Here is a 25979-nt window from a genome sequence, read left to right as displayed (position 1 = left end):
TTAGAGTGTCGGCCCTCAAATATCCTGCAGATGTTTGGTGCCCTCGGCGCAGATAATTTCGGCCTCCAGAATGAATGCCGGCAGATGTTCTGCAACCAGTAAATGCTGTCCCAACTTAAGGGCACTTTCCAGCTCTTCCGCCAGACTCTGTAATTTGGGTACGCCGGTATAGCAGGTTGCGCCGTGAAGACGGTGAATTTCGGCCTGTAATCCTGCGAAATTCTTGCTCTCCCACTCCTGCTTTATGATCTCGATGGATGTGGGCAGAAGCTTGATGAAATCCTGCAGCAGTTCTTTTGACGCGGCCGGGTTGTGATTGGACCTTTTCAGGGCCAGTTGCCAGTCAAGCGTCGGCAGGGCTATGGCTTTGTGGTCATGACTCTGGCACCAGCGTCGAATCAGCTCAAGTAAATTACCGACGTCTATGGGTTTGGGCAGATAGTCGTCCATACCCGATGCCAACAGGCGCTCCTGTTCTTCTTTAAACGCGTGGGCGGTGACGGCTATGATGGGCGTGCCCATGTTGAGAGGCGTCTGCCGGATCAGGCGCGAAGCCTGAAGGCCGTCCATGCCTGGCATTTGTACGTCCATCAGGATTAAGTCGAATTCCTGGGTCTGGCATCGGTTGACCGCATCCTGACCACTCATCGAGGAAGTTACCCGCACAGGGGAATTATCAAGCCAGGTGTGCAGCAGCTTCAGGTTCATATCCATATCGTCAACCGCCAGGATCCGGGCTTTTGGCAGGGCGGTGATTTTTTCCTGCATGGGGTTGCGGTTGGCACGGGCGCGGTGATGCAGTAATCCATCCAGTTTGGTGATGGTAAATGGCATACGAATCTGAGTATTAAAATGCTGTGCCAGACTGGGGTACTGATTGAACGGTTCCGGGCCGGAGTACCAAAGCACCCGCTTCTCAGCCGGAAACTGCACCAGTTCACTGAGTACCTTGTCTCTTTCATTCAGGCGGCTGTGCGGAACTACCGCAAACAGGTACTCAGGGCGAATGTTCAGGGATTTAAGAAATTCCAGTGATTCGACAGAGGTAACCCTGGCTCCCAGATGCCTGAGCATTCCGGCACTGGCCCGGCGGGTTGCTGGAATTGGGTCGTATAACACCACCTGCTTTTGGTTCCACTGCGATGCAGGGGCCAGTGAGTATTTTTGGCTCAGCTGATTGGTACGAAGGCTGACAGTAAATGTACTGCCAATGCCCGGCGAACTTTTAAGGTGCATGTCACCGCGCATCAGTCTGACCAGCTCACGGCAGATTACCAACCCAAGGCCGGTGCCCTGGTAATTTCGGTTGAGGGCATCATCAACCTGCGAGAATGCGTTGAAGAGCTTCTTGCGGTCCTGACGACTGATGCCGATACCCGTGTCTTCGATGCGAAAATTGAGTTCATGAATACCATGAGGCATTGATCTGCCGCTTACTGCCAGGGTAATGGTGCCAGAAGAGGTAAACTTGATGGCGTTGCTGAGCAGATTGTTGAGAACTTGCTTGATACGAAATACGTCACCAATCAGTTTTTCGGGTAAGGGGCTCAAATCAAACACAAACTCCAATCGTTTGGAGTGGGAAGATTTGGACATTATGGTCACCATTTCCTCAAGCAACTGATTTGGGGAAAATGGCTGGTTATTGATCTGCAGTTTGCCAGCCTCAATTTTAGAGAAATCGAGTACGTCGTTAACAATGCTCAGCAGGTTGTCGGCGGCAGAGTTGATGATGCGAACCTGCTCCTGCTGATCTGCCGGTAACGAAGAATGGGTAAGTTCGCGGCTGAAGCCCAGAATCGCGTTCAGTGGCGTTCGAATTTCGTGGCTCATGTTGGCCAGAAACTGGGATTTTACGTTGCTGGCTTTGATGGCGTCCTTGCGGGCGATGTCCAGGCGGGCATTCTGTTCTTCAATCAGCTCCATGTTATTGCGCAGATCATTGGTTGCCTGTTCAACCTCGGTTTCCAATTGGCTGCGGCTTTTTTCCATAAGTGCAACTGAAAACAGCCCGGCTTCCAGAAACACCGCCACCTGAAAACAGTAGGTTGTAATTTTGTTTGAGGGTAACCAGCCTATGAGGCTGAGCATGCCGCTGACTGCGCCAATTGCCAGTATGGTCCAGGCAAAAATGAAATATCTGGCCGGTTTAAAATGATTCAGAAAGGCTTCAAACCCGGCATAGATGTAACTGGAAATAGCAGCTATCCCAACGCCGTAAACGGCGTTATTTTTCCATATAGGGGGCAAGGCGTCGACCAGACAGGCGACACCAAGCATTCCCTGAATGGTCAGCAGGGCCATAATCACCGGGTGTGCTGAGGGGGCGTGGTCTCGGGTTTCCAAAAAGGTAATGGTAAAAATACCAGAGCTGATCCCAATGATCACAAAAATCAACTCGGTGTGCGAAGCAATCCAGACCGGCAGGCCCTGGGTTGCGATCAGCTGGATGTGCCCACCCCATATGAACTGCCAGACAATCACGGCCACAACATAACCGACGTAAGCCAGCAGGCTGGGTTCCCGTACGTCGATGTAGAGCACCAGGTTATAGATAGCCAGAATAAACAATCCGCCGTAGAAAAAACCCCAGAAGATGTTATCCAGCTGGGAATCATGGCTGTGGGCAGTCTCTGGTTTCAGGGCCAAAGGAACAATCAGACTGGAAGAGTGACTTTCCACCCGGATATAAAGCTCAAGTGAAGTTGCGAGTGGGAGATCGGCGCGGAAGGTTGGTGTTCGGAATATTTGCTCTGTCTGCAGTTTGCCCTGATGGCTCTGGGCGAGTGTTTTGCCATTCGAAACCAGGTAAAAGTCGACATAATCGAGCTGACTGAAATCAATGTTGAATACCCAGTGCTCCTTTTCGCTGAGGTTGGTCAGCCGGTTGCGCAGCCATAGCCCTTGCCGCTGGAAACCAAAATTCGGGTTGTCGTCGGTATTCCAGGTGAACTGGTCACGCCGTTTGAGGATTTCGCTGATGGTCAATGGCTGGCCGCTGGATTCCTTGTAATAGGCAAAGTTGCGGGACAGATTGATCTCGCTTTCCTCGTTCAGTAACTGGATGGTGGTTTGTCCTTTACCCGGCCATGGCATGAGCAAAACGGCCAGCCATAAAACCATTTGGAACAAAGGTAAGCGCATAGGGAACAGAACTTCAGCGAATTCAAATAATGGTCTATTAAACCACCACTTATGAGAATGTACAAAAGTCTGTTTTGGGTTGAGGCTCAGGCCCTGGCAGACGCATTCATCCGGTTATTGCGTTGCCTGCCGCTTTGCCCCACAATGACATGCACGAAGTAGTGGTAATAAACGCACAAAGAAAAGCGCCCCATGAGTGATCAAATAATCATAAACAGAGACGGAGTGGAACAACTTCCGCTACGACGTTTCACCGAAGACGCCTATCTGAATTATTCCATGTACGTAATCATGGACAGGGCCCTGCCACATATTGGTGACGGTCTCAAGCCTGTTCAGCGCCGCATTATTTATGCGATGTCTGATTTGGGGCTTTCTGCAAGCGCCAAATACAAGAAGTCTGCGCGTACGGTCGGGGACGTTTTGGGTAAGTTTCACCCTCACGGTGACTCCGCCTGTTATGAGGCAATGGTGCTAATGGCGCAACCGTTTTCCTACCGTTATCCGCTGGTAGACGGCCAGGGTAACTGGGGGGCGCCGGACGATCCGAAATCGTTTGCTGCCATGCGTTATACCGAAGCAAGATTGTCGAAATTCAGTGAGGTTTTGCTCAATGAGCTAGGCCAGGGGACAGTGGACTGGATCCCCAATTTCGATGGTACCCTGAATGAACCCAAGGTTTTACCGGCGCGTTTGCCCCACATTCTGCTTAACGGGGTTACCGGTATCGCAGTGGGTATGGCAACCGACATACCGCCACATAACGTGCGTGAACTGGCCAATGCCTGTGCGATGCTGCTGGATAACAGCCGGGTTGAACTCAGCGAACTGCTGGCGGAAGTGCAGGGGCCGGATTATCCAACTGAAGCGGAAATCATCACGCCACGGGCGGACATTACCAAAATATACGAAACCGGGCGCGGTTCCATAAAAATGCGTGCGGTCTACCATGAAGACAACGGTGATGTTGTGATCACAGCGTTGCCGCATCAGGCCTCAGGTGCAAAAATTCTTGAGCAGATTGCCGGCCAGATGCAGGCGAAAAAGTTGCCTATGGTCAGTGATTTACGTGATGAATCGGATCATGAAAACCCAACCCGTCTGGTAATTACCCCGCGCTCTAACCGGGTTGATACTCAGCAACTGATGCAGCACTTGTTTGCCACCACAGACCTGGAGAAAAGCTACCGGGTTAACCTGAACATGATTGGTCTCGATGGCCGGCCTCAGGTTAAGGATCTCAAAACCATCCTCAGCGAGTGGCTGGTATACCGCAAGGATACCGTTACCCGGCGTCTGCAGTATCGCCTCGACAAGGTTCTGGCCCGTTTGCATATTCTTGAAGGTTTGTTGATTGCCTTTTTGAACATTGATGAAGTCATTGAAATCATCCGCACCTTCGACGAGCCCAAAGCGGAATTGATTCGCCGTTTTGCGCTTACCGATAAACAGGCTGAAGCAATTCTGGAACTGAAGTTACGGCATTTGGCCAAGCTTGAAGAAATGAAAATTCGCGGTGAGCAGGATGACCTGGAGCTGGAACGGCAAAAGCTGGAACAGTTGCTTGGTTCTGACCGACGTCTGAAAACTCTGATCAAAAAGGAAATTCTGGACGACGCGGAAAAGTATGGTGACGACCGTCGTTCTCCGCTGGTTGAGCGTTCAGAGGCCAAAGCGCTGTCTGAAAAAGAGCTGGTACCCAGTGAAGCAGTAACGGTGGTGTTGTCTGAAAAAGGCTGGGCCCGTTGTGCCAAAGGGCATGACATTGACGCTGAAGCTTTGAGTTATAAGGCCGGTGACCAGTACCTTGCCAGTGCATCCGGGCGCAGCAACCAGCCGGTGGTGTTTATCGATACCTCTGGACGGGCGTTTTCCTGTGATGCTCATAGTTTGCCTTCAGCCAGGAGCCAGGGCGAACCGCTTACAGGGCGCTTCAGCATTGTTGGCGGCGAACAGTTTGCTCACGTTCTGATGGGGCAGGAGTCACAAAAATACCTGATAGCCTCTGATGCCGGCTACGGTTTTGTCGGTTCCTTTGCTGACATGATCAGCAAAAACAAAGCTGGTAAAGCGTACCTGACCTTACCCACTGCGGCGAAAACCATTGCTCCTCAGAGGGTAAGCGATGTTGCCCATGACTGGTGTCTGGCAATTTCCAACGAGGGGCGCATGCTGTTGTTCCCTATCCGGGATTTACCCAGCCTGGGTAAAGGCAAGGGCAATAAGCTGCTCAGCATTCCTTCTGCCAAAGCCCAGACCCGCGAGGAGTATGTGAAAGTTCTGGCTGTTGTACCGGAAGGCGCGTCGGTGAAAGTATCGGCCGGTAAACGCAGCATGACGCTGAGCCCGTCTGATCTTGAGCACTATCGGGGTGAGAGGGGGCGTCGGGGCAACAAACTTCCTCGTGGCCTGCAACGGGTAGACAGCATTGAAGTTGAATTGCCCGCCAAGGCAACTGCAACGGCTGATGAGCCGACAGTTGGTGAGGACGAGGCAGGCTTGCAGCCCGGTTAACGCATCACTGGCTTTTATGCGCCAGTGATGCGGCATTCTGTTCCCAGTTCTGGCCGTCAAACGGCACAACCTTTAACACCGGAGCGGGCTGGTCCAGGCAGCGCGCATTTACGCTGTAACCGTCGGGGTTGGAGCGGGGTATGTAAAACGCCTTGATGCCGCAGGTCCGGCAAAAATAGTGTTTGGCCACACCCGTGTTAAAGGTGTAGCAGGTCAGGTTTTCTTCCCCGCTTTTCAGCGCAAACTGTCGTTTGGGCACTATCAGGTGCAAATAGCCGCTTTTGTTACAGATGGAGCAGTTGCACTCATCCACTTCAATTTGCTCTTCACATTCCACCTCAAAGGTGACCTTGCCGCAGTGACAACTGCCTTTGTACCAGTTAAGTTCAGACATTGCTTTTCATGAGTTGCTTTGCAGAGGGAACTACACTAGCAGCTTTTGATATGAATTAGGATGGAAAATGCGCCCTCAGGTTAGATGAGGGCGCGGGTATGAGGTATATAGTGCTGTTCAGCTTTTTGCGTTGGTGCTTTCAAATATTTTGTCGGCCGATGCAGCAACAAACCCCTGATAGAGCTTGCCGTTTGGCATTGGGTAACGCTGGGCAAATTCGTAGAAGCAGCTGGGAATAGCGATGGCTTCTGAACCGAAATCTACGTCGGCACGATCGGCCATGGTAGATGATTGGGCCAGGTAAACATCTTCGCCGCCTTTGATCTCGCCGCCTACGGTGTTAAGCACAAAACCTGCGTCCTTGAGAAGCGTATTTACTTCCACGAGAGATTGGGTGCTTTTCAGGTAATTGACGCTGACCGTGAAGTGGTTTGCCCTGAACCCCCATGCTGCCATCCAGGCAGCGTATTCGGATTCGCTCAGCAATGTGTCGTAATCTTCCTTGCTGATTTCCCAGTGGCGGCCTGAATACAGGAAGTTATCTTCAGTAACGGCCGCGGCGTCCATCTGTTCCACCAGTTTGGTGATGATCGCCTGGGCGGTTTCAGACAACTCTTCCACCCGCAACTCACTGATGAACACCTTGGGCTGTGTTTCGTCCGGATGTTCGAAGTGTTTTGCGGTCAGCTTTTTGGCTTCGAAGTTGTAGTCACCCTTGGCTACATACCCCAGTGCTTCAAAATGCGCCGCCAGTTTGTCAAGTCCGGTTTTGCCGAGGTTGAAGGTTCGAAACGCCACATGGTCGTTGATGATCCCGCTGCTGTTTTCTTCACCCGCCAACAAACGGTGAATTTTGTGTGCGGAAGGCGTGATGGCAACGTAGTTATCCCACAGGCACTCAAACAACGTATTGATGTTGCTATGCATTGAAAAAGACTCCTGATATTACATTTTCAAACCGGGGCTGAGTGTGGCGGGCAAGGCAACCTTGTCCAGTTCCACTGAGGCCACGGGGTAAGCACAATAATCCGCTGCATAATACGCGCTGGCGCGGTGATTGCCGCTGTCGCCTATGCCGCCGAAGGGCGCTGCACTGCTGGCACCGGTAATCGGGCGGTTCCAGTTTACTATTCCGGCTCGTATGTGTTGGAAGAAGTGGCGATAATCGTCCTCGCTGTCGCCAATGAATCCGGCTGAAAGCCCGAAACGGGTGTTGTTGGCTTCGTTAATGGCAGCATCGAAATCGTTGTAGCGGATGATTTTCAGCAATGGGCCAAAATGTTCTTCGTCCGGCAATTCGGCCAGCATATCAGTGACGTCCAGGATCCCCGGGGTAACAAAGCCTTTGGCTGGATCTTTTTGTTCCATGCGTAACAGAACCGTGGCTCCGGCCTGTTCTAGTTGGGCCTGAGCCTGAACCATCATATTGGCGGCATTTGCCGAGATCATTGCGCCCATGAACGGTTGTTCTTCGGCGTCGTATTCGTCAATCAGAATGTTGCGGCTGACATCCACCAGGCGACTCACCATCGCATCGCCAGCCTCTCCCTGGGGAACAAACAGGCGGCGGGCGCAGGTACAACGTTGGCCTGAAGTAACAAACGCTGACTGAATGATGTCGTGCACGGCAGCTTCTGTATCGGTTACGTCTTTGACGACAAGCGGGTTGTTACCGCCCATTTCCAGTGCCAGGATTTTACCCGGGTGGCCGGCGAACTGTTCATGCAGCATTTTTCCGGTACGGGAACTGCCGGTAAAGAAAAGTCCATCCAGACCGGGGTGGGAAGCCAGTGCCTTACCGGTTTCAACCTCGCCTTGTACCAGGTTAAGTACGCCTGCAGGAAGGCCAGCCTGATCCCACAAACCGACCATCTGTTCTGCAACCATTGGGGTCAGGTCACTGGGCTTGAATACAACAGTGTTACCAGCCATTAAGGCAGGCACAATGTGGCCGTTGGGCAAGTGCCCCGGAAAATTGTACGGGCCAAACACCGCCACCACACCATGAGGTTTATGGCGAATAAACGCCTGGCCAACTGGCATAGGGTTTTCAACCGTGCCGGTGCGTTCGTGGTAGGCTTTCTCAGAAATACCGATTTTGCCGATCATGGCAGCGACTTCCGTGGCGGTTTCCCAAAGAGGCTTACCGGTTTCCCGGGCAATCGCCTGGCTGAGTGGGGCTTTGTTCTGCTCCAGCAGTGCACCATACTGTTTGATGATGTTCAGTCGCGCTTCAAAACCCAGTGCAGCCCATTGGGGAGCCGCTGCCCTCGCAGCAGCAACGGCCGCATCAACCTGGGCGGCGTTGGCTGAATGTCCTTGCCAGATGGTTTGGTTCTTAGCCGGGTCGACAGACGAGATCGGGTGTCCTTCGCCTGCCAGCCAGTGGCCGCCAATATAATGTGTAGTTTGCATGTAGGGATCCTGTTGTTAGTCTCTGAATTTTACCGGGGTGAAACGAACGGAATCACCCTCACTAATATTCAGTGCAGCCGCCGCCTGTCGGGATAATACGGCTACCTGCTGTTCCTCGCTGACTGCCATCTCTGTGGCTATGGCGCGGAAATCTTTCACAGAAGTATTGATGATGTAGCAGGACTGTCCTAGCGCTGCGGTTTGATCGTCAATGACTACTGGCAGTTTACGGCTGGCCTGGGCTGATCGAATGTGGCTCAGGTTGGCTTCCACTGTCGGGCCGGCATCGAAAATGTCCACGTACCCTCTGCAGCTGAACCCTTCCTCCTGCAATAAACGCAGGGCAGGGCGGGTTTTTGTGTGCACCTGGCCAATGACCGCCTGGGCTTCTTCGCTGAGCAGCTTAACGTAGATGGGGTACTTTGGCATCAGTTCGGCAATGAACACCTTGTTACCAATTCCGGTCAGATAGTCTGCGGTGGGAAAGTCCATGGAAAAGAAATGCTCTTCCAGCCACTCCCAAAATGGTGAGCGCCCCTTTTCGTCGCTGACACCGCGCATTTCGGCAATTACTGTTTCCGCAAAGCGATGGCGATGCTCAATCATAAACAGAAACCGGCACTTGGACAGCAGGCGTCCGTTTAACCCTTGCCGGGCTTTGTCTTTGAGAAACAGGGTGCAGATTTCGGTGACCCCGGTGTAGTCGTTACAGAAGGTCAGTATTTCTGCCGTATTGTGGATCTTCAGTTCCCGGGATGCGTGGACCACTTTCCCCAAATGGTAATGATAAAAAGCATCGTCGATGCCAACGGCCGCCTCGATGCCGGACGTACCGACCACTTCACCGGTTGTTGAGTCTTCCATTACAAACAGATACGACTCCCTGCCAGGCTGGCTGGGAGTTTGTTGGAACGACCATTCTGCACGTTCAATTTTGTTTTTCAGCAGGTTTTCGTTCACCGGTAGCGACGTAAAGCCGATACCGGAGTCCACCGCGATGTCGTGCAGGGAATGATAATCTGCAGCCGTGATTGGGCGAATAATATTCATGTTCGCTTACTCAAGCCAGAAGGCATTACTTTTGGTTAACGATAGAAGCGATGGCACGTTCAAAACGCACCAGACCTTCCTTGATGTCTTCTTCAGGGATAATCAACGAAGGTGCGAAACGCACAACGTTGGTCCCTGCAACCAGACACATCAAATGCTCATCGGCAGATGCAACCAGGAAGTCACGGGCACGCCCCTGGTAGTCGTCGTTCAGAACGCAACCCAGTAGCAGGCCTTTGCCACGAATTTCACTGAAGACCTTGTACTTGTTGTTAATCTCGGCCAGATAGTCGCGGAACATCTGTTCCTTTTTAACTACGCCTTCGAGAACTTCCGGGTTATTGACGATATCCAGAGCCCGTTCAGCAACGGCACACGCCAGCGGGTTACCGCCGTAGGTGCTGCCGTGAGTTCCGGGCTTGAGGTGCTCGGCAATTTTGGCCGTTGTAAGCATGGCGCCAATAGGGAAGCCTCCGCCCAGTGCCTTAGCCGAAGTAAGGATGTCAGGGGTAACTTCCAGGCCCATATAGGCGTAAAGGTGGCCGGTGCGACCGACACCTGTCTGAACTTCGTCAAAAATCAGTAACGCATTGTGCTGGTTGCACAACTCGCGCACCCGTGCAACGAACTCCGGCTCTGGTGAAATAATGCCGCCTTCACCCTGCAGAGGCTCCATCATAACAGCGCAGGTGTTGTCGGAGATCAGTGCTTCAAATGCGGCAAGATCATTGTAGTCACAATGATCTACAGCACCGGGCTTTGGCCCGAATCCATCTGAATAGGCCGCCTGGCCGCCTACGGTCACGGTAAAGAACGTGCGCCCGTGGAAGCCTTTGTTGAAGGCAATAATCTGGCTTTTATGCTCACCGAAGTTTTCCAGCGCATAGCGGCGGGCAAGTTTCAGAGCGGCTTCATTCGCTTCTGCCCCTGAATTGGCAAAATAGACACGTTCGGCGAAGGTCGCTTCGGTCAGTTTGCTGGCCAGGCGTAACGCCGGCTCGTTAGTAAATACGTTACTCAGATGCCAAAGCTTGCTGCCCTGTTCGTTCAGCGCATTGACCAGCTCAGGGTGACAGTGGCCCAGAACATTAACCGCAATGCCGCCGGCAAAATCGATGTATTCCGCTCCGTCCTGGTCCCATACGCGGGAGCCTTCACCCTTGACGGGAATCATTCCGGCCGGGTTGTAATTGGGAACCATAACCTCATCAAATGTGGCACGAGTGACTTTCATCTTTTAAACCTCTGAGTCTTGCATACGCACGTGTGCTCGTATGCATTGAATGAGCAATCTGGCCTGACAGTATGCCAGTAATGTTATCAAATGTCTTCCCTTGGAAGCCCTGCAGCCCTTGATTTTAAAGGGGTTTGGCAGGTTTTGCAGGAAAAGTGCATAACTATGTAGAATGGCAATGGCTGCCGTGAGACCGTACTTTTTTAATCCGCTTCAAAGGCAGATGGCGTTGTCAGGGAGTAACGCCCGTCGCCTCTCGTATTGCATGATTATCCACAAAAAATTTAGTCGTTTTCTGCTTCTTCAGCCAGCGGAGGTTGAAATATGTCCAACTCTTTAAGCGATTCCAATGCACCTGTGGGGTACTTCAGAGACAGCAGATAGGCTTTTGCCTCGTCTTTCTCGATGTAGCGGCGGGGCCTTAGCATCCTGAATCGGGTGTAACATCGGGCGAGATGAAGAATATGTGCCAAGGAGCCAGGTTCCCAGTCCGCTTTTGCTATCTGGCGCATTGGATTGGTCAGGTTGAGACGTTTGAATAGCATGTGTTCAAACAAATCAGCGGTGAACTTATCGGCGTATTCATTTTGCAAAGCAATCAGAAAATTGGCCGAGGGTTGTACCTGCAGTAATCCGTCGTGGATCTCCCGTTGCCGCTTGTTCTGTGCTTCCTGCAGTGCCTGACGATGGAGTTTGTCAAACAGTCGAAAGTAAAGACGGTGAATGGCACAGCGGCCAATGTTGCTGAGCAGTCCCAGCACGTAGGCGTCAGTAGGTTTGGCAGTATAAAATTTTGTCAGTTCCCGTGCCGTCACCGCCGTTCCCAAACCGTACTGCCATAACTGATGCTTGATGGTCGGGTAGGGATCCGTAATAACGGGCAGTGTGCGCTTATATACATAAAGAGGTAACTGTAAACGCAGATTGTCGATGCCAAGAAAACTCAGTGCAGTGCGCAAAGATTCAACCTGAATAACCCGGCCTCGGGAGTCTTTTCTGCGGTGTGCAGGCGAATTGACCGTTTGAATCAGTTCGTCATACAACCAGGGCTGGGCTGCGGCATACGGTTCGATTTTGGAGATTGTTGATGCCTTCAGAGCCAGATTGTCGAGCATCTGAGTGGCGTCATCGGTGAGGTTTAGAACTTGATTAAACAGAGTCCGTGAGTTATCGGTCTGCTGTTTCAGTTCGGTGATGAGTGAGTTGTGCAGATTGTTGCGTAATGAATCGAGGAAACTGGCGTCGCTGAGCGCCTTACGTTCGAGATCCCGCAGTGCCACCTTCTCGACATGCAGCAATTCCCGCCGTGCATCGGCCTGTTCGGACTCTTCGTATCTTACTTCGCCGGGGCTGCGACGCCCCAACATTTGGTGCACCCGCGCCTGAGAAATCAATAGGTTGTCAAAACGCTCGTCAATGGAAGGCAGCGTTGCTGCGGTGTCTGTCATACGAGGGTAGCTCCTGCCACTTTACCCAATATCCTGCCTATACTCTCAATGGTACCAGCGATTCGGGTCAATAATACCTTCATTTTCGGGTATTTGGGCAGTTAAATTTGTGGCAAATTGAGTGTTATACCGCTGCAGGTAAATGCGAATTGGCGTTTTTGAGATACCGCGCCAGCAGTTCATGGCCACATTCGGTAAGCAGAGACTCAGGGTGGAACTGCACCCCCCATACCGGCAACGCCCGGTGGCTGATGGCCATGATTTCACGGTAGCCATTCGAATATTCGCACCAGGCGTCAACCTGCAAACAACCTGGCAGCGACGAAGGCTCCAGCACCAGAGAATGGTAGCGGGTGGCATTGAACGGGTTTGGCAGGCCATTACACAAGCCACTATTTGAATGGGCTACCGGCGAAACCTTTCCATGGCGAATTTGCTTCGCCTGCACCACTTTTGCACCAAACACCTGACCAATCGCCTGGTGACCCAGGCACACTCCCAGCAGCGGGATATGGCCGGCAAATTTCTGTATGGCCTGTAAACTTATTCCAGCCTCATTAGGGGTACAGGGGCCGGGAGATATCACCAGATGATCGGGGGACATCTCCTGAATGTCATTCAGGCTGATGCAGTGGTTACGCACTACCTCCACATCTTCCCCCAACTCGACAAAATACCGCGCCAGGTTGTGGGTGAACGAATCAAAATTATCAATCAGTAACAGCACGGCGTGCCCCGTCAGGTGCCTGTTATCTCGGTTTGGCCAGAAAGCCAATTGCCTGGTAGACGTCAGAGAGCGTTTTTGCTGCGCGTGCCGACGCCTGCTCGGCACCCTGTTTCATTACTGTGTCCAGGTAGGCTCGGTCTTCACGAAAGGCTTTGAACCTGGCCTGTACTGGCTCTAAAAGTGCCACCACCGCATCAGCCACATCGCCTTTAAGGTGGCCGTACATTTTGTCTTCGTATTCCGGGACCAGTGCATCCACACTCTTTCCTGTTGCCAGTGACAGCAGTGTAAGCAAGTTTGATACGCCCGGCTTTTCAGCCCGGTCAAAATAAATGCGGGCCTGTTCGTCTGAATCGGTGACCGCGCGCTTGATTTTCTTGGTAATTTTCTTGGGTTCTTCCAGCAAACCAATAAAGTTGTTCGGATTGTCGTCGGATTTCGACATTTTCTTGGTCGGTTCCTGCAAGCTCATAATGCGGGCACCGAATTCCGGAATAAACGGCTCCGGAACGGCAAATACATCACCATAGATGTTATTCATCCGGGTTGCGATATCGCGGGCCAGTTCGAGGTGCTGCTTCTGATCGTCGCCAACGGGCACCTGATTCGCCTGATAAACCAGTATGTCCGCGGCCATCAGGGCCGGGTAGGTGAACAGGCCGGCATTGATGTTATTTTCATTTTTAGCCGACTTGTCTTTGAACTGGGTCATGCGGTTCAGTTCGCCCATTTGCGTGTAGCAGTTAAGAACCCAGGCCAGCTGGGCGTGTTCCGGCACGTGAGACTGCACAAACAGGGTACTTTTCGCAGGGTCGATGCCACAGGCCAGATACAGTGCCAGGCCGTCCAGGCACGCATTGGTAAGCTTTTCAGGTTCCTGCCGCACAGTAATGGCATGGAGATCTACCAGCATATAAAGGCATTGATAATCATCCTGCATGGCAACCCATTGCTTTAGTGCGCCCATGTAGTTGCCCAAGGTGAGTTGTCCTGACGGCTGACAGCCACTGAGTACGACGGGTTTGTTGCTCATGCTTATGTTACCTAACTGTGGAATATTACTTCATTGATATGCGAATTCGGTGACTATGCTTTGGCAAGCTCACAACGCATTTGCCGGATCACTTCAGCGTAATCCGGAGCGTTGAATATGGCTGAGCCCGCAACAAACATGTCTGCACCTGCTTCGGCGATGGCACGAATGTTATCGACTTTTACCCCGCCGTCAATTTCAAGCCGGATGTTTTGGCCACTTTTTTCAATTTTTTGCCGAACCTGACGAAGTTTATCAAATGTAGAGGGTATAAAAGACTGCCCTCCGAAGCCGGGATTCACTGACATCAGCAGTATGTGATGGAGTTTGTCCATAATGTGGTCGAGATAATGAAGCGGGGTAGCCGGGTTGAAGACCAGTCCGGGCTGGCAGCCTGAATCAATGATTAACTGCAGAGAACGGTCAAGATGCGAAGTGGCTTCCGGGTGAAAGCTAATCATGGTGGCACCGGCATCGGCAAAGCTGCGAATCAATTCGTCAACAGGGCTTACCATCAAATGAACGTCTATGGGTGCCTCAATGCCGTACTTTCTGAGCGCCTCACAAATCATCGGCCCGAACGTCAGGTTTGGGACGTAATGATTGTCCATGACATCGAAATGAACGACATCGGCGCCAGCCGCCATAACTTTTTCGACCTCTTCTCCTAGTCGGGCAAAATCGGCGGATAAAATGGAAGGGGCGATCAGGTAGTCGCTCATACAAGTAAGTTCCTGCTGCAAAAAGTAAGGCCCGGCACGGGAAGGCTGAGGCTTTGGTTGACCCGGCCGTCCTGTAACAGCGTAAACCGGGCTATGGCGCAAAAGTGTACCTAAATCTGTGCGTCGAAAAAAGGTCGTTAATTGCACCATTTGCGCATCATTGCATCATTATTGTGCATTAAGTTTGGTGCAATCGTATGTAGACGTTTCAGTTGCTAACAATGAAACACTTTAAAACACTTAAAAATCAGAAGTTTACTATATTGTTGTAAATTTCTTTCAGTTTCTCGTTAACGGGCATCAGTTTTGCGTACTAGGACAGTACAAAAATAATATGAAGACAGAAAACCTTTGAAAAACAAAGTTTTTAATTTCAACGGAGAACACACAATGAAATTAGTTTCAAAATCAGTTTTAGCATTGGCTGTTGCATCAGCTTCTTTAGTCGCTATGCCAAGCTACGCTGATTCACTTTCAGCTAACGTCAGCGTAACGAATAACTATATCTGGCGTGGACTGACTCAAACTACCAATGACGCAGCGGTTCAGGGCGGAATTGACTATGCTTCAGACAGCGGCTTCTACGCAGGTACATGGGCTTCAAATGTAAATTACGGCGCTGACGACGTATATTCTTACGAGCATGACCTGTACTTCGGCTTTTCTGGCGAAGCTGGCAGCTTCAGCTACGACGTTGGTTACCTGTACTACAACTATGACGACGTTGCCGAGTTTGATTTTGGTGAAGTATACGGAACATTAGGTTTTGGAAACTTTAGCGCCACTTTATACGTTCTGGCGAACACCGAAGCTGAAGAAGGCGAGGGTCAGGACTTTGGTTTTGGTGAAGCAACTTACGTTTCTTTGGATTATACCATTGCACTGGAAAGCGGCACTGAGATCGGCCTGCACGTGGGTAACCACCAGGGTGATTTCGCAGAAGCGTTCAACGGTGTAACTGAATCCTACAACGACTGGGGTGTATCCATTTCACGTGACGGTTTCAGCTTTGCAATCACCGGAACTGATATGGACGATGACGAGCCAGCTGCTGGTGGCGCATATGACAATGATTCAGTCAAATTCGCTGTTTCCTACGGCGTAGACTTTGAACTGTAAAAGCCCAAGGCTTTAATCTATATACTGTGCATCATAAAAATCCAGCGCGGCGGCGCTGGTAAGTGTCTGTTAAAGCCCCTCTGCGAAAGCAGCGGGGCTTTTTCTTAATGTGGCTAACCTCGCAGCGGATGACTTACAGGTAATTTGCGATAAATTGTGTACATTAAACCTTGTTGATTTTTGCCATCGGTTTATACTGGCCGAAGTTGACAATCGGTCAATAATTAGACGGCGAATACCATGTTCAGGAAGGAAAGAACCAAATATACCTTGGTAGCAGTGGCGTTTATCATCGGGCTGGTGATGATTCCCGGTTCGCGGGATAGCGACTGGTGCTCACGGGGTAGCAGTGTCATGGAGAGGCACACTAGTGTTAATGGTGAGGAGGTCGCGTGTGCCTCTGGTGCCGATGACTGGATTTTGGAAGTCAGCTGGCTTTCGTGGATATCCGGTAAGTCTTCTACCTACCAGTTTCATTTCCTCGATTTACTCGAGCTCCTTTATGGAAAGGGCGATTAAGCGTGGCTTCAGCCTGAAGAAGCGGAAATTCTGCTTTGCCGGATGAGCAAAAACCTTCAGTAAAATCCGTACTGTTGAGTGTACTGGCCAGCCTGTTCGGAGTTCAGTCCCAGCGCAATTATAAGCGGGATTTTACTCAGGGTGCGCTTTGGATCTACATCGCTGTGGGCATTTTGATGGTGGGGGTGTTTATTCTCAGCCTGCTGGGCCTTGTCTGGTTAATTTTGCCGTGAATCTGCTTTCAGGATTTAATTACTTATGAATATCATTCGGCGCAAAGTAGGCCAGAATTTCACTGGCGGGCTTGCGCATTGCGCCATTCTGACTGATGGAACGTTTCACCGACAGCGAACTAATGCTTGCGCAGTGGTACAATTTCCGGGTTACCGGTAAATCGTGATTGGATATCAGTACCGGAATTCCCCGTTTATGTGAGGCTCTAATTGCCAGGGTCGCGAGTTTAGACTGGGAATCCATGCCAAAACTGCGGGCAGCATAACTGGTGAAGGCGGCGGTTTTGCTTATTGGTGCATAAGGTGGGTCGCAATAGATGACGTTGCCTTTGCGTGCTCGGCTGAAGATCTTTTCAAACGGAAGGCAGGTAAACACTGCATTCTGTGATTTTTCGGCAAACACCAGCATTTCCTCGGCCGGAAAATAGGGCTTTTTGTAGCGGCCGAAGGGTACGTTAAATTTACCGCTCAGGCTGTAACGGCACAGCCCGTTGTAACCGTGCCTGTTCAGGTAGAGGAATAAAAGAGCGCGGTGGTAAGGGTCCTGCGTGCCGTTAAATTCTTCCCTAAGCCCGTAATAGGCCGACTCGCAGTTGTATTTAGCGTTAAAATAACGCTCAGCATCCAATATGAGGGTATCTGGTGCCTGCTGCAGAAATTTGTAGAGACCAATGAGATCAGGATTAATATCATTCAGCAGGTAGCGCGGGTAGTGGGTGTTGAGAAACACAGAGCCGGCACCTACGAATGGCTCAATCAGTCGATTGGCGGCCGGTAACTTCGCTTGAATGTTTTCAACCAGACTGTACTTTCCCCCGGCCCATTTCAAAAAGGCCCGGTTTTTCTTCTTCATCATTGTTTAGAATGCAATCTACACGTACTTATTGATACAGCTCACGTGGTGCCGGTCAGATCACTTTTCAGCGAAGTAAGCGTTTGAGCCCATTTAGGCCAATTCGGCCAGGTATTATCGGCCTGATCTATCGGCCGATACTGCGAACATTTGATTGTATCTGTCTACCCGGGCACCGACAACCAACAAATCGTTTCTGAGAGGATTTTTACTGAGTCCCATATGGGCACCTTCACTGAGCATGGATCAGAATCAGGGGGCAACGGTTTGAATTTCACTTAGAACCTGGTCGCCACGTTTGACAAAAGCCTGATTTTTACCTGCATACTCAGGCAGCGTAGGTATTGCAGCTCGGGCCTGCTCCATGGTGGTAAAGGCCTCATGATATATCACTACATACCAGTCCCCACCGTAACGGAAGGTTTTGTAGGTTGTGGTTATCGCCTCCAGCTTGTTGTCCCTGATAAACTGCTTGAGCAAGTCAGGGTCTTTGAGGCCGGCTATCTGGATGAGGAAGTGTTGGTTGTTAAGCTTATCTGCCAGACTAACGCTGATTCCCTGCTCGGGTTGGGATTTTGCATTTGCATCTTCGGACAACATGACAGCGCTGTCTTGTGGCTCTGAATACCCAGCACCCGTTGAGGAAAGAGAGTCGTCTGTATCTGATATCCCTTGAGCAGCCACCTCCTGGATTTCAGACTCAGTTACGGGTGTGAGTTCCACAGCTGTGGTGTCAGCGAGAGCAGGTTCAGCTGAGGCTATCTCATTGCCCGCATTCGGCTGAGGATTACCAGGTGCCTGCTTCAACGAACCATCATCAGGCTTTTTGCCAGCTGTCAGGTCCTCTGGTGAATGACTGGTCAGTATATCTGGCTGGTCGTCCAGTTGCCGGACTGCCTGGGTCCAGTCCGTTACCAGTGCAGCTTCGGTTGACTCAGGTTCTCCTTTGGGCTCCGCTGCTGGTTGCGAAGCGGGTTCGCCAATCACTTTTTCAAATGCGGAGCCGGGAACGACGGCGTCTGCCGAGACTGGTTGCAGTGGGGCATCGATGGGAGCGAACAGGCTGTCGAACTGATCACCGTACTGCCATGCAAAAATAGCGACGGACAATCCTGCGAGCAGGATTGCTGAAGCTCCCCAGAACCAGGGGGATTGTAAGGGGTTTTTACGGCGGGGTGTACTTTGGCCGTATCGCTTTGCCAGATGCTGATGAAACGATTCTCTGCGCTGACTGATCAGGCGATCCAGTTCACTGCTATGCTGTTGGGTATTGACGGACTGGCTGCTGATCAGCAGCGGCGTGTCGGTGTTTCTGGCCGGAAGCCACTGTTTGGCGTTCTCTGCCCAGGCTGACTCACCGAATAACAGCACATTCAAATGCTGCTTATTGGCCGCAAAACGACTTTGCAAAACCAGATCCCACAGTTCCTGCAATAGCCGGTCGGGCATATGCTGAGCCTGGGTAATGGTGATAAGAATCGGGCCTTCATGCTGATTCAGAGCGGCCAGCAATTCATTTAACGGGCGAACGTAGCTACCGACAACCTGGCCGAGCAATTGACGACACAGTTGACGACGATAGTCGGAAATGTCCAGTTTCGGATCGGCGGTAACATAGGCTATTTCGGTGTCGTCGTGCTGCTGAAAAACAAAGGCTTCCAGCGTACGCTGTTGTTGCGCGATGGAATCTCCACTGACAAAGATCAGCTGGGAAGAGTAATTAACCAGATATTCCAGTCGTTCGTGCAGTTCGGAGTACACTCAAGAAATCCTCAATACCTTCACCGGTTGGCCCTAAACCTATGAAGCCTTAATGCCTGAGCTCGCGCACGGGCGAGCTAACTAACTGCATCTTGACGAATGTCGGTTCAGGCGAGAATTTGTGCCAGAATGTCGTCGCTGACGTCTTTGGTTACCACAGCTTTACCGATGCCCTGCGGCAGCACAAAACGGATGTTGCCCGCCTCTACCTTTTTATCCCGGCGCATGTGCGACATGTAAGCGGCTTTATCCATACTTTCCGGGCCTGAAACCGGTAACGAAAAGGCTTCAAACAGGTCACGAACCCGTCGGGTTTCTGACGCGCTCAGCCAGTCCAAATGCATTGCTGCGTGACAAGCAATTATGGTACCAGTTGCGACTGCCTCACCGTGCAACCAAGCACCGTAGCCCTGTTCCGCTTCAATGGCATGACCAAACGTATGCCCAAGGTTGAGTATGGCACGCAGGCCCCCTTCACGCTCATCTTTTGCAACCACCTCAGCTTTAATTTCACAGCAACGGTAAATGGTATCTTTCAGAAGTTGAGTGTTGAGTGCTTTCAGTTCCGCATGGTGCTGTTCCAGAAAAGCGAAAAAGTCTGCATCGTAAATGATACCGTACTTGATCACCTCGGCCATTCCGGCGGAAAACTCACGTGCAGGCAAGGTATTCAGTGTGTTGAGGTCGATGGCAACCAGAATCGGCTGATAAAAAGCCCCAATCATGTTTTTACCTAGCGGATGGTTAACCGCAGTTTTGCCGCCCACCGAAGAATCTACCTGCGACAACAAGGTAGTGGGTACCTGGATAAATGGTACCCCTCGCTGATATGCCGCAGCAGCAAAACCACAAATGTCGCCAATAACGCCACCGCCCAATGCAATCAGGGTGGTGTCACGGGCGGCATTCATTTCCAGCAACCGGGTCATGATAACGCCAAACTGCTCAAGCGATTTGTATTGCTCACCATCTGGCAGAATGATGGTTTCTACATGCTTGTCGCCACAGGCCGCCCTGACTTTGTCGAGATACAGGGGTGCCACGGTTTCGTTGGTAACAATTACGGCAAGTGGCCCTTTTATGTAGGGCACAAAAAAGCCAGCCTGATCTAACAGGCCGGCTTCAATCTGTATGGGATAACTACGCTCTCCAAGTTCGACGGTAAGTGATGACATGGGCGTAGCTCCTTCTAACGATAAATTATAGGCCGATTTTACTGATAATTTGGTTCGCAACGGCTCGGGCAGACTGGTCGTCGGTGTCTACGACGTAGTCAGCTACCTCCTGATAAAGCGGGTTGCGGGCTTCAGCCAGATCCCGCAATACCTGCTCTGGATCTTCTGTCTGCAGCAACGGACGGCGTTTATCACGCTGGGTACGTGCGACCTGTTTGTCGATGGTGGTTTGCAGATATACAACGATTCCACGGGCAGATAAGCGATTGCGTACCGCCTTGTTCACCACTGAGCCTCCGCCAGTAGCCAGAACAATGCCTTGCAGGTCGGTCAGGTCGTTAATAACGTTTTCTTCGCGTTTCCTGAAACCATCTTCACCTTCGATATCGAAAATCCAAGCGATATCAGCGCCAGTGCGACGCTCAATTTCCTGATCCGAATCGTAAAAGTCAAGGTGTAGTTCGTCGGCCAGGTGTCTGCCGATTGTGCTTTTACCTGCACCCATGGGGCCTACCAAAAAGATATTACGTTTTTCAGCCATATTTGCTTATATCACAACTTTTATAATGTTAGGGGTAGTGCATTTGTGCCTGTTTCTAACCTACCCATTCACTCGTGCTTATGTTACCCGGCCTGTTTTCAGCCCACTTACACCAGTTCCACCGGTGTCGCTGCAGACGCGGGTTTTAATGCCTAAGCACCACTCATCAAACCTCGCTTTATTTTCGAGAGCGGGATTATCTCAGCATCACGCGAACTGTTGCAAGTTTTGTTGATACTTTACTACTGCGTGATGATTGCACCGAAACCCCTCAGAGCAGGCAGGTGGCTCTGGGAAAAACAATTTGGCCTAAGGCGGCACAAAGAAAAATGGGCGGTGCGAGGACAAACAAAAAGAGGCACTGGTAAGTGCCTCTTTTTAGAAGGTCATTGGCGTTATTGTATGCATTTAAAGCTGTTCTGTCACGATCTTCGGTGTAACAAATATCAGCAATTCGCGTTTTTGGTACAGCTTGGAGGTGGTTCGGAACAAAGCACCTACGCCAGGCAAATCACCAAACAATGGAACCTTGGATACGTCATCAGTGTTAACCTGCTGGAAAATCCCGCCAAGTACCACGGTCTCGCCATTTTCTACCAGTACCTGGGTCTTGATTTCCTGCGTGTCGATGGCCACTGCCGGCCCCGTTGATGTAGATACGGTTTCACCACGGGTATCCTGAGTGACAACCAAATCCAGGATGATACGGTTGTCAGGAGTTATATGAGGTGTAACCTGCAGGCTCAGTACCGCCTTTTTAAACTCCACTGACGTTGCGCCACTGGAAGTAGCCTGAACGTAAGGAATTTCAGTACCCTGTTCGATGTAGGCTTCCTGCTGGTTGGCCACTGTTATACGCGGGCTGGCAATGATTTCCCCTTTGTTTTCAGACTCCAGAGCCGAAAGTTCCAGGTCCAGAATGGTTCCGTCCAGCAGGCTGGCCACCTGGAACCCGATACGTCCAGCCGGATTGGCAACCGGAAGATTCACGTTCAGACGCTCGCCGAGGTTTGGAACGAAGCCACTGCTGGCTGAATCAGCGCCTTCCAGTGAACCCGAGGAGGCACCATCTTCAAAGGTGTTGGTAAAGCCCCAGCGAACACCCAGTTCCTCGCCAACGTTGTCACGAACGGTGACCATACGGGATTCGATCAAAACCTGCTTTACAGGAATATCCAGTGAATCGATCAGACTGCGAGCCTCATCAATAGACTCCTGGGTATCGCGGATAAGAATGGTGTTAGTACGTTCGTCTACCGTCACCGAGCCACGTTCACTCAACACGCCACCTTCCTGGGACTTGAGAATGGACGCCAGGCCTTCCGCTTTGGCGTAGTTAACTACGATACTGACGGATTTCAGTGGTGCCAAATCGGCTACCTGCTGCTTGGATTGCAGTTGTTTGGTTTCTCTTGCAGACAGCTCGTCCTGCGGGGCAATCAACAGAATGTTGCCTTCAAGACGTTTGTCCAGACCTTTGATTTTCAGGATCATGTCCAGCGCCTGATCCCACGGAACGCCTGTCAGACTGATGGTCACGTTACCGGAAACGGTGTCCGTGGTTACCAGGTTGAAACCATTGACCTGAGCGATGATCTGCAATACCTGACGTACAGGAACGTCCTGGAAGTCCAGAGAAATTGGTGCTCCGGTGTATTTACTGTCCTGCTTGAGTTCTTCCGCTTCTTCTTCGCTCATCGGTTCCACTTCAATGCGCAGGACGTTGTCCTGCTGGTGGTGGCGGGCAAAGACCTTGCCGTTGTAGCGGATCACCAGACGGGAACCATCGGTGTCCTGGAAGGTTTCAATAGAAGAAACATCGGTGCCGAACTGCGCGACATCAAGTTCAACCAACTGGTCCTCAGCCAGTTGTGTGCCCGGCAGCGTGACAGTTATCTGGCCCTGGGCTTCGATTAACTGCGGATTTACCTCATTGCCGTCAAAGGAAATGGTGGTGACCGCTATATTCTGGGACTCCCGGGCAAAGTCGATGGTGGTCAGGGTGGAGGAAAAAAGCTGTTGCTGTTCTGCATAGGGGTCCAGCAACACAGGCTCCTGTTCCTGCGCAACCGTGGGTTGGGCAAAAACCTTGAACAATACCAATGCCACTGCAGAGCCACCCAGCCAGCGCCACTTGCCGCTGCTACGGTTCAGTTTCTTATTAAAAATATATCGCTCAGACATTCTCTTCATCTCCTGCTGCCGAAGACATCGTCAGCGTGGTTTCTTTTCGTTGCCAGCATCCTGCTCCGTCGGGTAATAACTGCTCAATGGTCACAGACTGACCAGAAATGGATTTAACTTTGCCGTAAAACAGGCCGACACGATTGCCAATGGATACCTTGTGCAGGTTGCCATCGTTGGTTTTAAACAGCGCAAACTGGCGCCCCTGGCTTTTGAAGTTACCGGTCAGATTCAGGGCGTCCAGACCGTAATTCTCCAGTGGTTCCTTGCGACGGTTTAAATCGGGTTGCAGACAGTTCGCCTGTTGCGCGACCACAATGGGTGCGGACTGATCTCTGGGGCGCACAAACGGGCTGCGTAAATCTTTGGCGCTGTATTCAAACGCCGGCTGTGGTGCAAATTCAGGATAGGGTTCGATGTTCACCCGGGTAGTGGATTTCACTTCTTCGGTGTAAGCCACCAAATCATCCAACTGTGGGGAACACCCACTCAGGGTAGCCATAACAATGGCGGCCAGAGGTAAACGTTTAATACTCATTTTGCACCTCCTTGAGCCCCTGAACTGGCAGTACGGTAAGTTTTCGCCTGTAACTGAAGACGTAAGGTACCCTGATGGTCGGTAATGTCAAAGTTATGTAGCGTTACAATTCTCGGTAAATCAGCCACTTTGGATACAAATTCACCAAAATTGTGGTAACCACCGGATACTTCTATCTGAATCGGCAGCTCAGTATAAAATTCCTTGGGAATTTCCTGCTGCCAGTTAAGCAACTTAAAATTCAGGCCCGAGGTAGTTCCAACAAAGGTGATGTCGTCCAGCAGCCCTGGCGTTTCATTACTGGTCGGTAAAGAGCGCAACATGGAAGAAAAGTCTTCTTCAATACGGGCAAGCTGCTCTTTGTACGCATCCAGATTAACGGCGATACGGTACTTGGCCTCGAATTTGTTTTTCAGTTCGGCTTCTTTAACCTGGGCCGCTTCCAGTACCGGCAGTTTTGGACTGATCAGAAAGTAATAGCTGAGCGCGCCGACCACTATGGCTACGAACGCGGCAACCACAATTTTTACCTCGTGGGGCCAGATAACAATCTGTTCGAAATCCAGTTCATTCAGCTCTTTGAGTTTGGCGACGTCGAACTTCATTTTGCGCCTCCGGTGTTCGATTGAGCGGCGTTTTGCTGAGGCGCAATTCGCGGACTGATATTGAATTTCAGCGTAAAGTCGCTGATCGCATTATTTGATTTGGCGTCTGCTACGATGGAAGACAAATCCCCACCTGTGAACACTTTTGATGCATCCAAACGGCGCATAAAGTCTGACAGGCGGTTGTTCGACTCGCTCAGGCCTTCAATTTCAATGGTGTTACCCACGCGGCGCATGGACTTGAACGACACGCCAGGAGGAACAATACGTGCCAGTTCGTCGAAAATGGAAGGCGCGATGTTACGGCTTGCCTGCAATTGCTCGATGAGTGCCATTCTTTGCTCGATGGCGTTTTTGCTTTCCTTGATTTTCTGGATCTCGGAAATTTTGGCATCCAGCTTAACGATTTCGGTTTGCAGGAAACTGTTGCGGCCGTTCTGGTTGCTGATTTGTTGATCAATCGCCTGGCCGACAAACCAGAAGATCAGGCCAACAATGGCGGCAACAGCGCCCATGGCGCCCAGATATTGCTGTTTTTGATACTGACGCTGTTTTTCCCGCCAGGGTAACAGGTTTACATGTGCCATGTGGTAAAACTCCTGCTCGCCAGACCCGCAGCAATTGCCAGCTGAGGTGCAATGTCATTGATGTGGGCCAAATCCAGCTTGGGATTGATGCTCATGTTGGAAAAAGGATTAAACACTTCAACCTCAATTCCCAGATCCTGTTGCAGCGTCTCGGTCAGCGGGCCTACTGTTGCGCCGCCACCGCTCAGCAGAATTTTGGACGGGCGCTCCGCATGCAGAGTACTCATGTACATTTGCAGTGCACGGTTAATTTGTTGCTGAAGGTTGGCGCTGAAAATGGGCAGGGTATCCTCAACCCAGTTAGCCGGCAGGGTGTTAGTCAGCAGTTGACGCTCAGCTTCCTCTTTATCAATCATGTTGATGGCAGCCAAATCCTGCAGCAGCATGTTGGTACCAAACGGGTGCTCTTTGCTGTAAATCACTTCCCCGTTCTGCAGTACGCACATTTGCAGCAGGCTGGCGCCTACATTGATGCAGCAGACACGGGTGTCCTGCTCGTGGGGGTAGAAATAGTTGATGGCATTGCCCAGCGCGTAACCTTCAATATCAACCACCTTGGGTTCGAACGCGTCTTCGCGTACCAGCGTAATGCGGCTGTCCACCATATCGCGGTGTGCAGCGGTCAGCAGAACATTTACTTTACCCGTGTGGGTTTGACTGGGACCAAGTTCTTCAAAATCCAAGTACACTTCATCAAGAGGGTAGGGTATGAGGCTGTCAGCCTCTATTTCGATTTGGCTTTCGAGTTCAAAATCGTTCTGGTCAGGTTCCATGAAAACAATTTTGCTGATTACCGAAGTACCTGATACTGCGATGGCCACATCTTTTACTTTGGTTTTGAGGCTGTTTTTGAGCTTTTTGATCGCCAGACTGACCGCGTCATAGTCTTTGATCTCACGCTCTGAGTAAGCATTTTTGCCAATACTCTCGCACGCGTATCCCTGCAAAATATAACCGCTGCCTGATTGCTCAAGCAGAACAGCTTTAATTTGACGCGTGCCTATGTCTAGGCCCACAATGGGTGGCAGCTTTTTCTTGAACAACGATTTCATTTTGCTGGCGTCCAACTACTAGGGTTAATTCTCTAATTTAGGATGTTACGCAATTTTTTTAGCGTATATGGTTCTAATAACCACACCTACGTATTAAATTTAAATGAGTTTGGCGCGGCGGCCTTGGTATC

23 protein-coding genes are annotated in these 25979 nt (G+C 51.0%); 4 read left to right on the top strand and 19 right to left on the bottom strand.

From position 1 onward, the window contains the following. Positions 1 to 15: 15 nt before the first annotated feature. A complete protein-coding gene (locus tag DXV75_RS06960; RefSeq protein WP_425451686.1) occupies positions 16 to 3144 on the bottom strand; it encodes a hybrid sensor histidine kinase/response regulator in 3129 nt (1042 codons plus the stop codon). 192 nt (positions 3145 to 3336) lie between these two features. Between DXV75_RS06960 and parC the strand changes: the two genes are divergently transcribed. Next, positions 3337 to 5658: a DNA topoisomerase IV subunit A gene (parC, locus tag DXV75_RS06955; RefSeq protein WP_115592672.1), complete on the top strand. Its 2322-nt coding sequence runs from the start codon at positions 3337 to 3339 to the stop codon at positions 5656 to 5658. Between the two features lie 4 nt (positions 5659 to 5662). Here parC and DXV75_RS06950 read toward each other — a convergent pair whose 3' ends face one another. The 9 genes from DXV75_RS06950 to rpe all read right to left on the bottom strand — a co-directional run bounded on the left by DXV75_RS06950 (position 5663) and on the right by rpe (position 14681). Next, the gene (locus tag DXV75_RS06950) at positions 5663 to 6052 is read right to left on the bottom strand and encodes a GFA family protein (RefSeq protein WP_115592671.1); all 390 of its coding nucleotides are present in this window, start codon (positions 6050 to 6052) and stop codon (positions 5663 to 5665) included. A 117-nt stretch (positions 6053 to 6169) separates the two neighbouring features. Beyond that, positions 6170 to 6979 (bottom strand): DUF1338 domain-containing protein, encoded by an 810-nt coding sequence (locus DXV75_RS06945; protein WP_115592670.1) that lies wholly within the window; start codon positions 6977 to 6979, stop codon positions 6170 to 6172. Positions 6980 to 6997: 18 nt separating this feature from the next. Then, entirely contained in the window at positions 6998 to 8467 is a 1470-nt protein-coding gene (gene astD / locus DXV75_RS06940; RefSeq protein WP_115592669.1) for a succinylglutamate-semialdehyde dehydrogenase, read from the bottom strand. Between the two features lie 15 nt (positions 8468 to 8482). Further along, entirely contained in the window at positions 8483 to 9517 is a 1035-nt protein-coding gene (gene astA / locus DXV75_RS06935) for an arginine N-succinyltransferase (protein ID WP_115592668.1), read from the bottom strand. A 25-nt stretch (positions 9518 to 9542) separates the two neighbouring features. Beyond that, entirely contained in the window at positions 9543 to 10751 is a 1209-nt protein-coding gene (locus DXV75_RS06930; RefSeq protein WP_115592667.1) for an aspartate aminotransferase family protein, read from the bottom strand. A 284-nt stretch (positions 10752 to 11035) separates the two neighbouring features. Then, entirely contained in the window at positions 11036 to 12199 is a 1164-nt protein-coding gene (locus tag DXV75_RS06925) for an HDOD domain-containing protein (RefSeq protein WP_115592666.1), read from the bottom strand. Between the two features lie 124 nt (positions 12200 to 12323). Then, positions 12324 to 12926, bottom strand: a complete 603-nt coding sequence (locus DXV75_RS06920; protein WP_115592665.1) for an anthranilate synthase component II — start codon at positions 12924 to 12926, stop codon at positions 12324 to 12326. A gap of 22 nt (positions 12927 to 12948) precedes the next feature. Continuing rightward, positions 12949 to 13959: a tryptophan--tRNA ligase gene (trpS, locus tag DXV75_RS06915; protein ID WP_115592664.1), complete on the bottom strand. Its 1011-nt coding sequence runs from the start codon at positions 13957 to 13959 to the stop codon at positions 12949 to 12951. Positions 13960 to 14012: 53 nt separating this feature from the next. Beyond that, a complete protein-coding gene (gene rpe, locus DXV75_RS06910) occupies positions 14013 to 14681 on the bottom strand; it encodes a ribulose-phosphate 3-epimerase (protein ID WP_115592663.1) in 669 nt (222 codons plus the stop codon). A 390-nt stretch (positions 14682 to 15071) separates the two neighbouring features. Here rpe and DXV75_RS06905 point away from each other — a divergent pair, with 390 nt between their 5' ends. The 3 genes from DXV75_RS06905 to DXV75_RS06895 all read left to right on the top strand — a co-directional run bounded on the left by DXV75_RS06905 (position 15072) and on the right by DXV75_RS06895 (position 16552). Continuing rightward, a complete protein-coding gene (locus DXV75_RS06905; protein WP_115592662.1) occupies positions 15072 to 15800 on the top strand; it encodes a TorF family putative porin in 729 nt (242 codons plus the stop codon). A gap of 240 nt (positions 15801 to 16040) precedes the next feature. Continuing rightward, positions 16041 to 16319, top strand: a complete 279-nt coding sequence (locus DXV75_RS06900) for a hypothetical protein (protein ID WP_115592661.1) — start codon at positions 16041 to 16043, stop codon at positions 16317 to 16319. Positions 16320 to 16354: 35 nt separating this feature from the next. Further along, entirely contained in the window at positions 16355 to 16552 is a 198-nt protein-coding gene (locus DXV75_RS06895; protein ID WP_115592660.1) for a DUF2970 domain-containing protein, read from the top strand. Between the two features lie 19 nt (positions 16553 to 16571). On the opposite strand, the gene DXV75_RS06890 is transcribed toward DXV75_RS06895, so the two are convergent. The 9 genes from DXV75_RS06890 to pilM form a co-directional block, all read right to left on the bottom strand. After that, positions 16572 to 17408: a Dam family site-specific DNA-(adenine-N6)-methyltransferase gene (locus DXV75_RS06890; RefSeq protein WP_115592659.1), complete on the bottom strand. Its 837-nt coding sequence runs from the start codon at positions 17406 to 17408 to the stop codon at positions 16572 to 16574. 249 nt (positions 17409 to 17657) lie between these two features. Then, entirely contained in the window at positions 17658 to 19166 is a 1509-nt protein-coding gene (locus tag DXV75_RS06885; protein ID WP_115592658.1) for an SPOR domain-containing protein, read from the bottom strand. Between the two features lie 107 nt (positions 19167 to 19273). Next, positions 19274 to 20341 carry a 3-dehydroquinate synthase gene (gene aroB / locus DXV75_RS06880; protein ID WP_115592657.1) on the bottom strand — a complete coding sequence of 356 codons (1068 nt, stop codon included), beginning with the start codon at positions 20339 to 20341 and terminating at the stop codon, positions 19274 to 19276. A gap of 25 nt (positions 20342 to 20366) precedes the next feature. Continuing rightward, positions 20367 to 20882, bottom strand: coding sequence for a shikimate kinase AroK (aroK, locus tag DXV75_RS06875; protein ID WP_115592656.1), 516 nt, complete (start codon positions 20880 to 20882; stop codon positions 20367 to 20369). A 408-nt stretch (positions 20883 to 21290) separates the two neighbouring features. Next, a complete protein-coding gene (locus DXV75_RS06870) occupies positions 21291 to 23066 on the bottom strand; it encodes a type IV pilus secretin PilQ (RefSeq protein ID WP_115592655.1) in 1776 nt (591 codons plus the stop codon). Then, positions 23059 to 23598 (bottom strand): pilus assembly protein PilP, encoded by a 540-nt coding sequence (locus DXV75_RS06865; RefSeq protein ID WP_181898380.1) that lies wholly within the window; start codon positions 23596 to 23598, stop codon positions 23059 to 23061. Before DXV75_RS06865 ends, DXV75_RS06870 begins: the two co-directional genes overlap by 8 nt. A gap of 2 nt (positions 23599 to 23600) precedes the next feature. After that, positions 23601 to 24209, bottom strand: a complete 609-nt coding sequence (locus DXV75_RS06860; RefSeq protein WP_115592653.1) for a type IV pilus inner membrane component PilO — start codon at positions 24207 to 24209, stop codon at positions 23601 to 23603. Further along, positions 24206 to 24796 (bottom strand): PilN domain-containing protein, encoded by a 591-nt coding sequence (locus tag DXV75_RS06855; protein ID WP_115592652.1) that lies wholly within the window; start codon positions 24794 to 24796, stop codon positions 24206 to 24208. Before DXV75_RS06855 ends, DXV75_RS06860 begins: the two co-directional genes overlap by 4 nt. Next, the gene (pilM, locus tag DXV75_RS06850) at positions 24784 to 25848 is read right to left on the bottom strand and encodes a type IV pilus assembly protein PilM (RefSeq protein WP_115592651.1); all 1065 of its coding nucleotides are present in this window, start codon (positions 25846 to 25848) and stop codon (positions 24784 to 24786) included. The genes DXV75_RS06855 and pilM overlap by 13 nt, the downstream gene beginning before the upstream one ends. Positions 25849 to 25979: the final 131 nt, after the last annotated feature.

Source organism: Alteromonas aestuariivivens, assembly GCF_003367475.1.
Classification (GTDB): Bacteria; Pseudomonadota; Gammaproteobacteria; order Enterobacterales; family Alteromonadaceae; genus Alteromonas; species Alteromonas aestuariivivens.
This window is presented reverse-complemented; position numbering and strand designations above follow the sequence as displayed.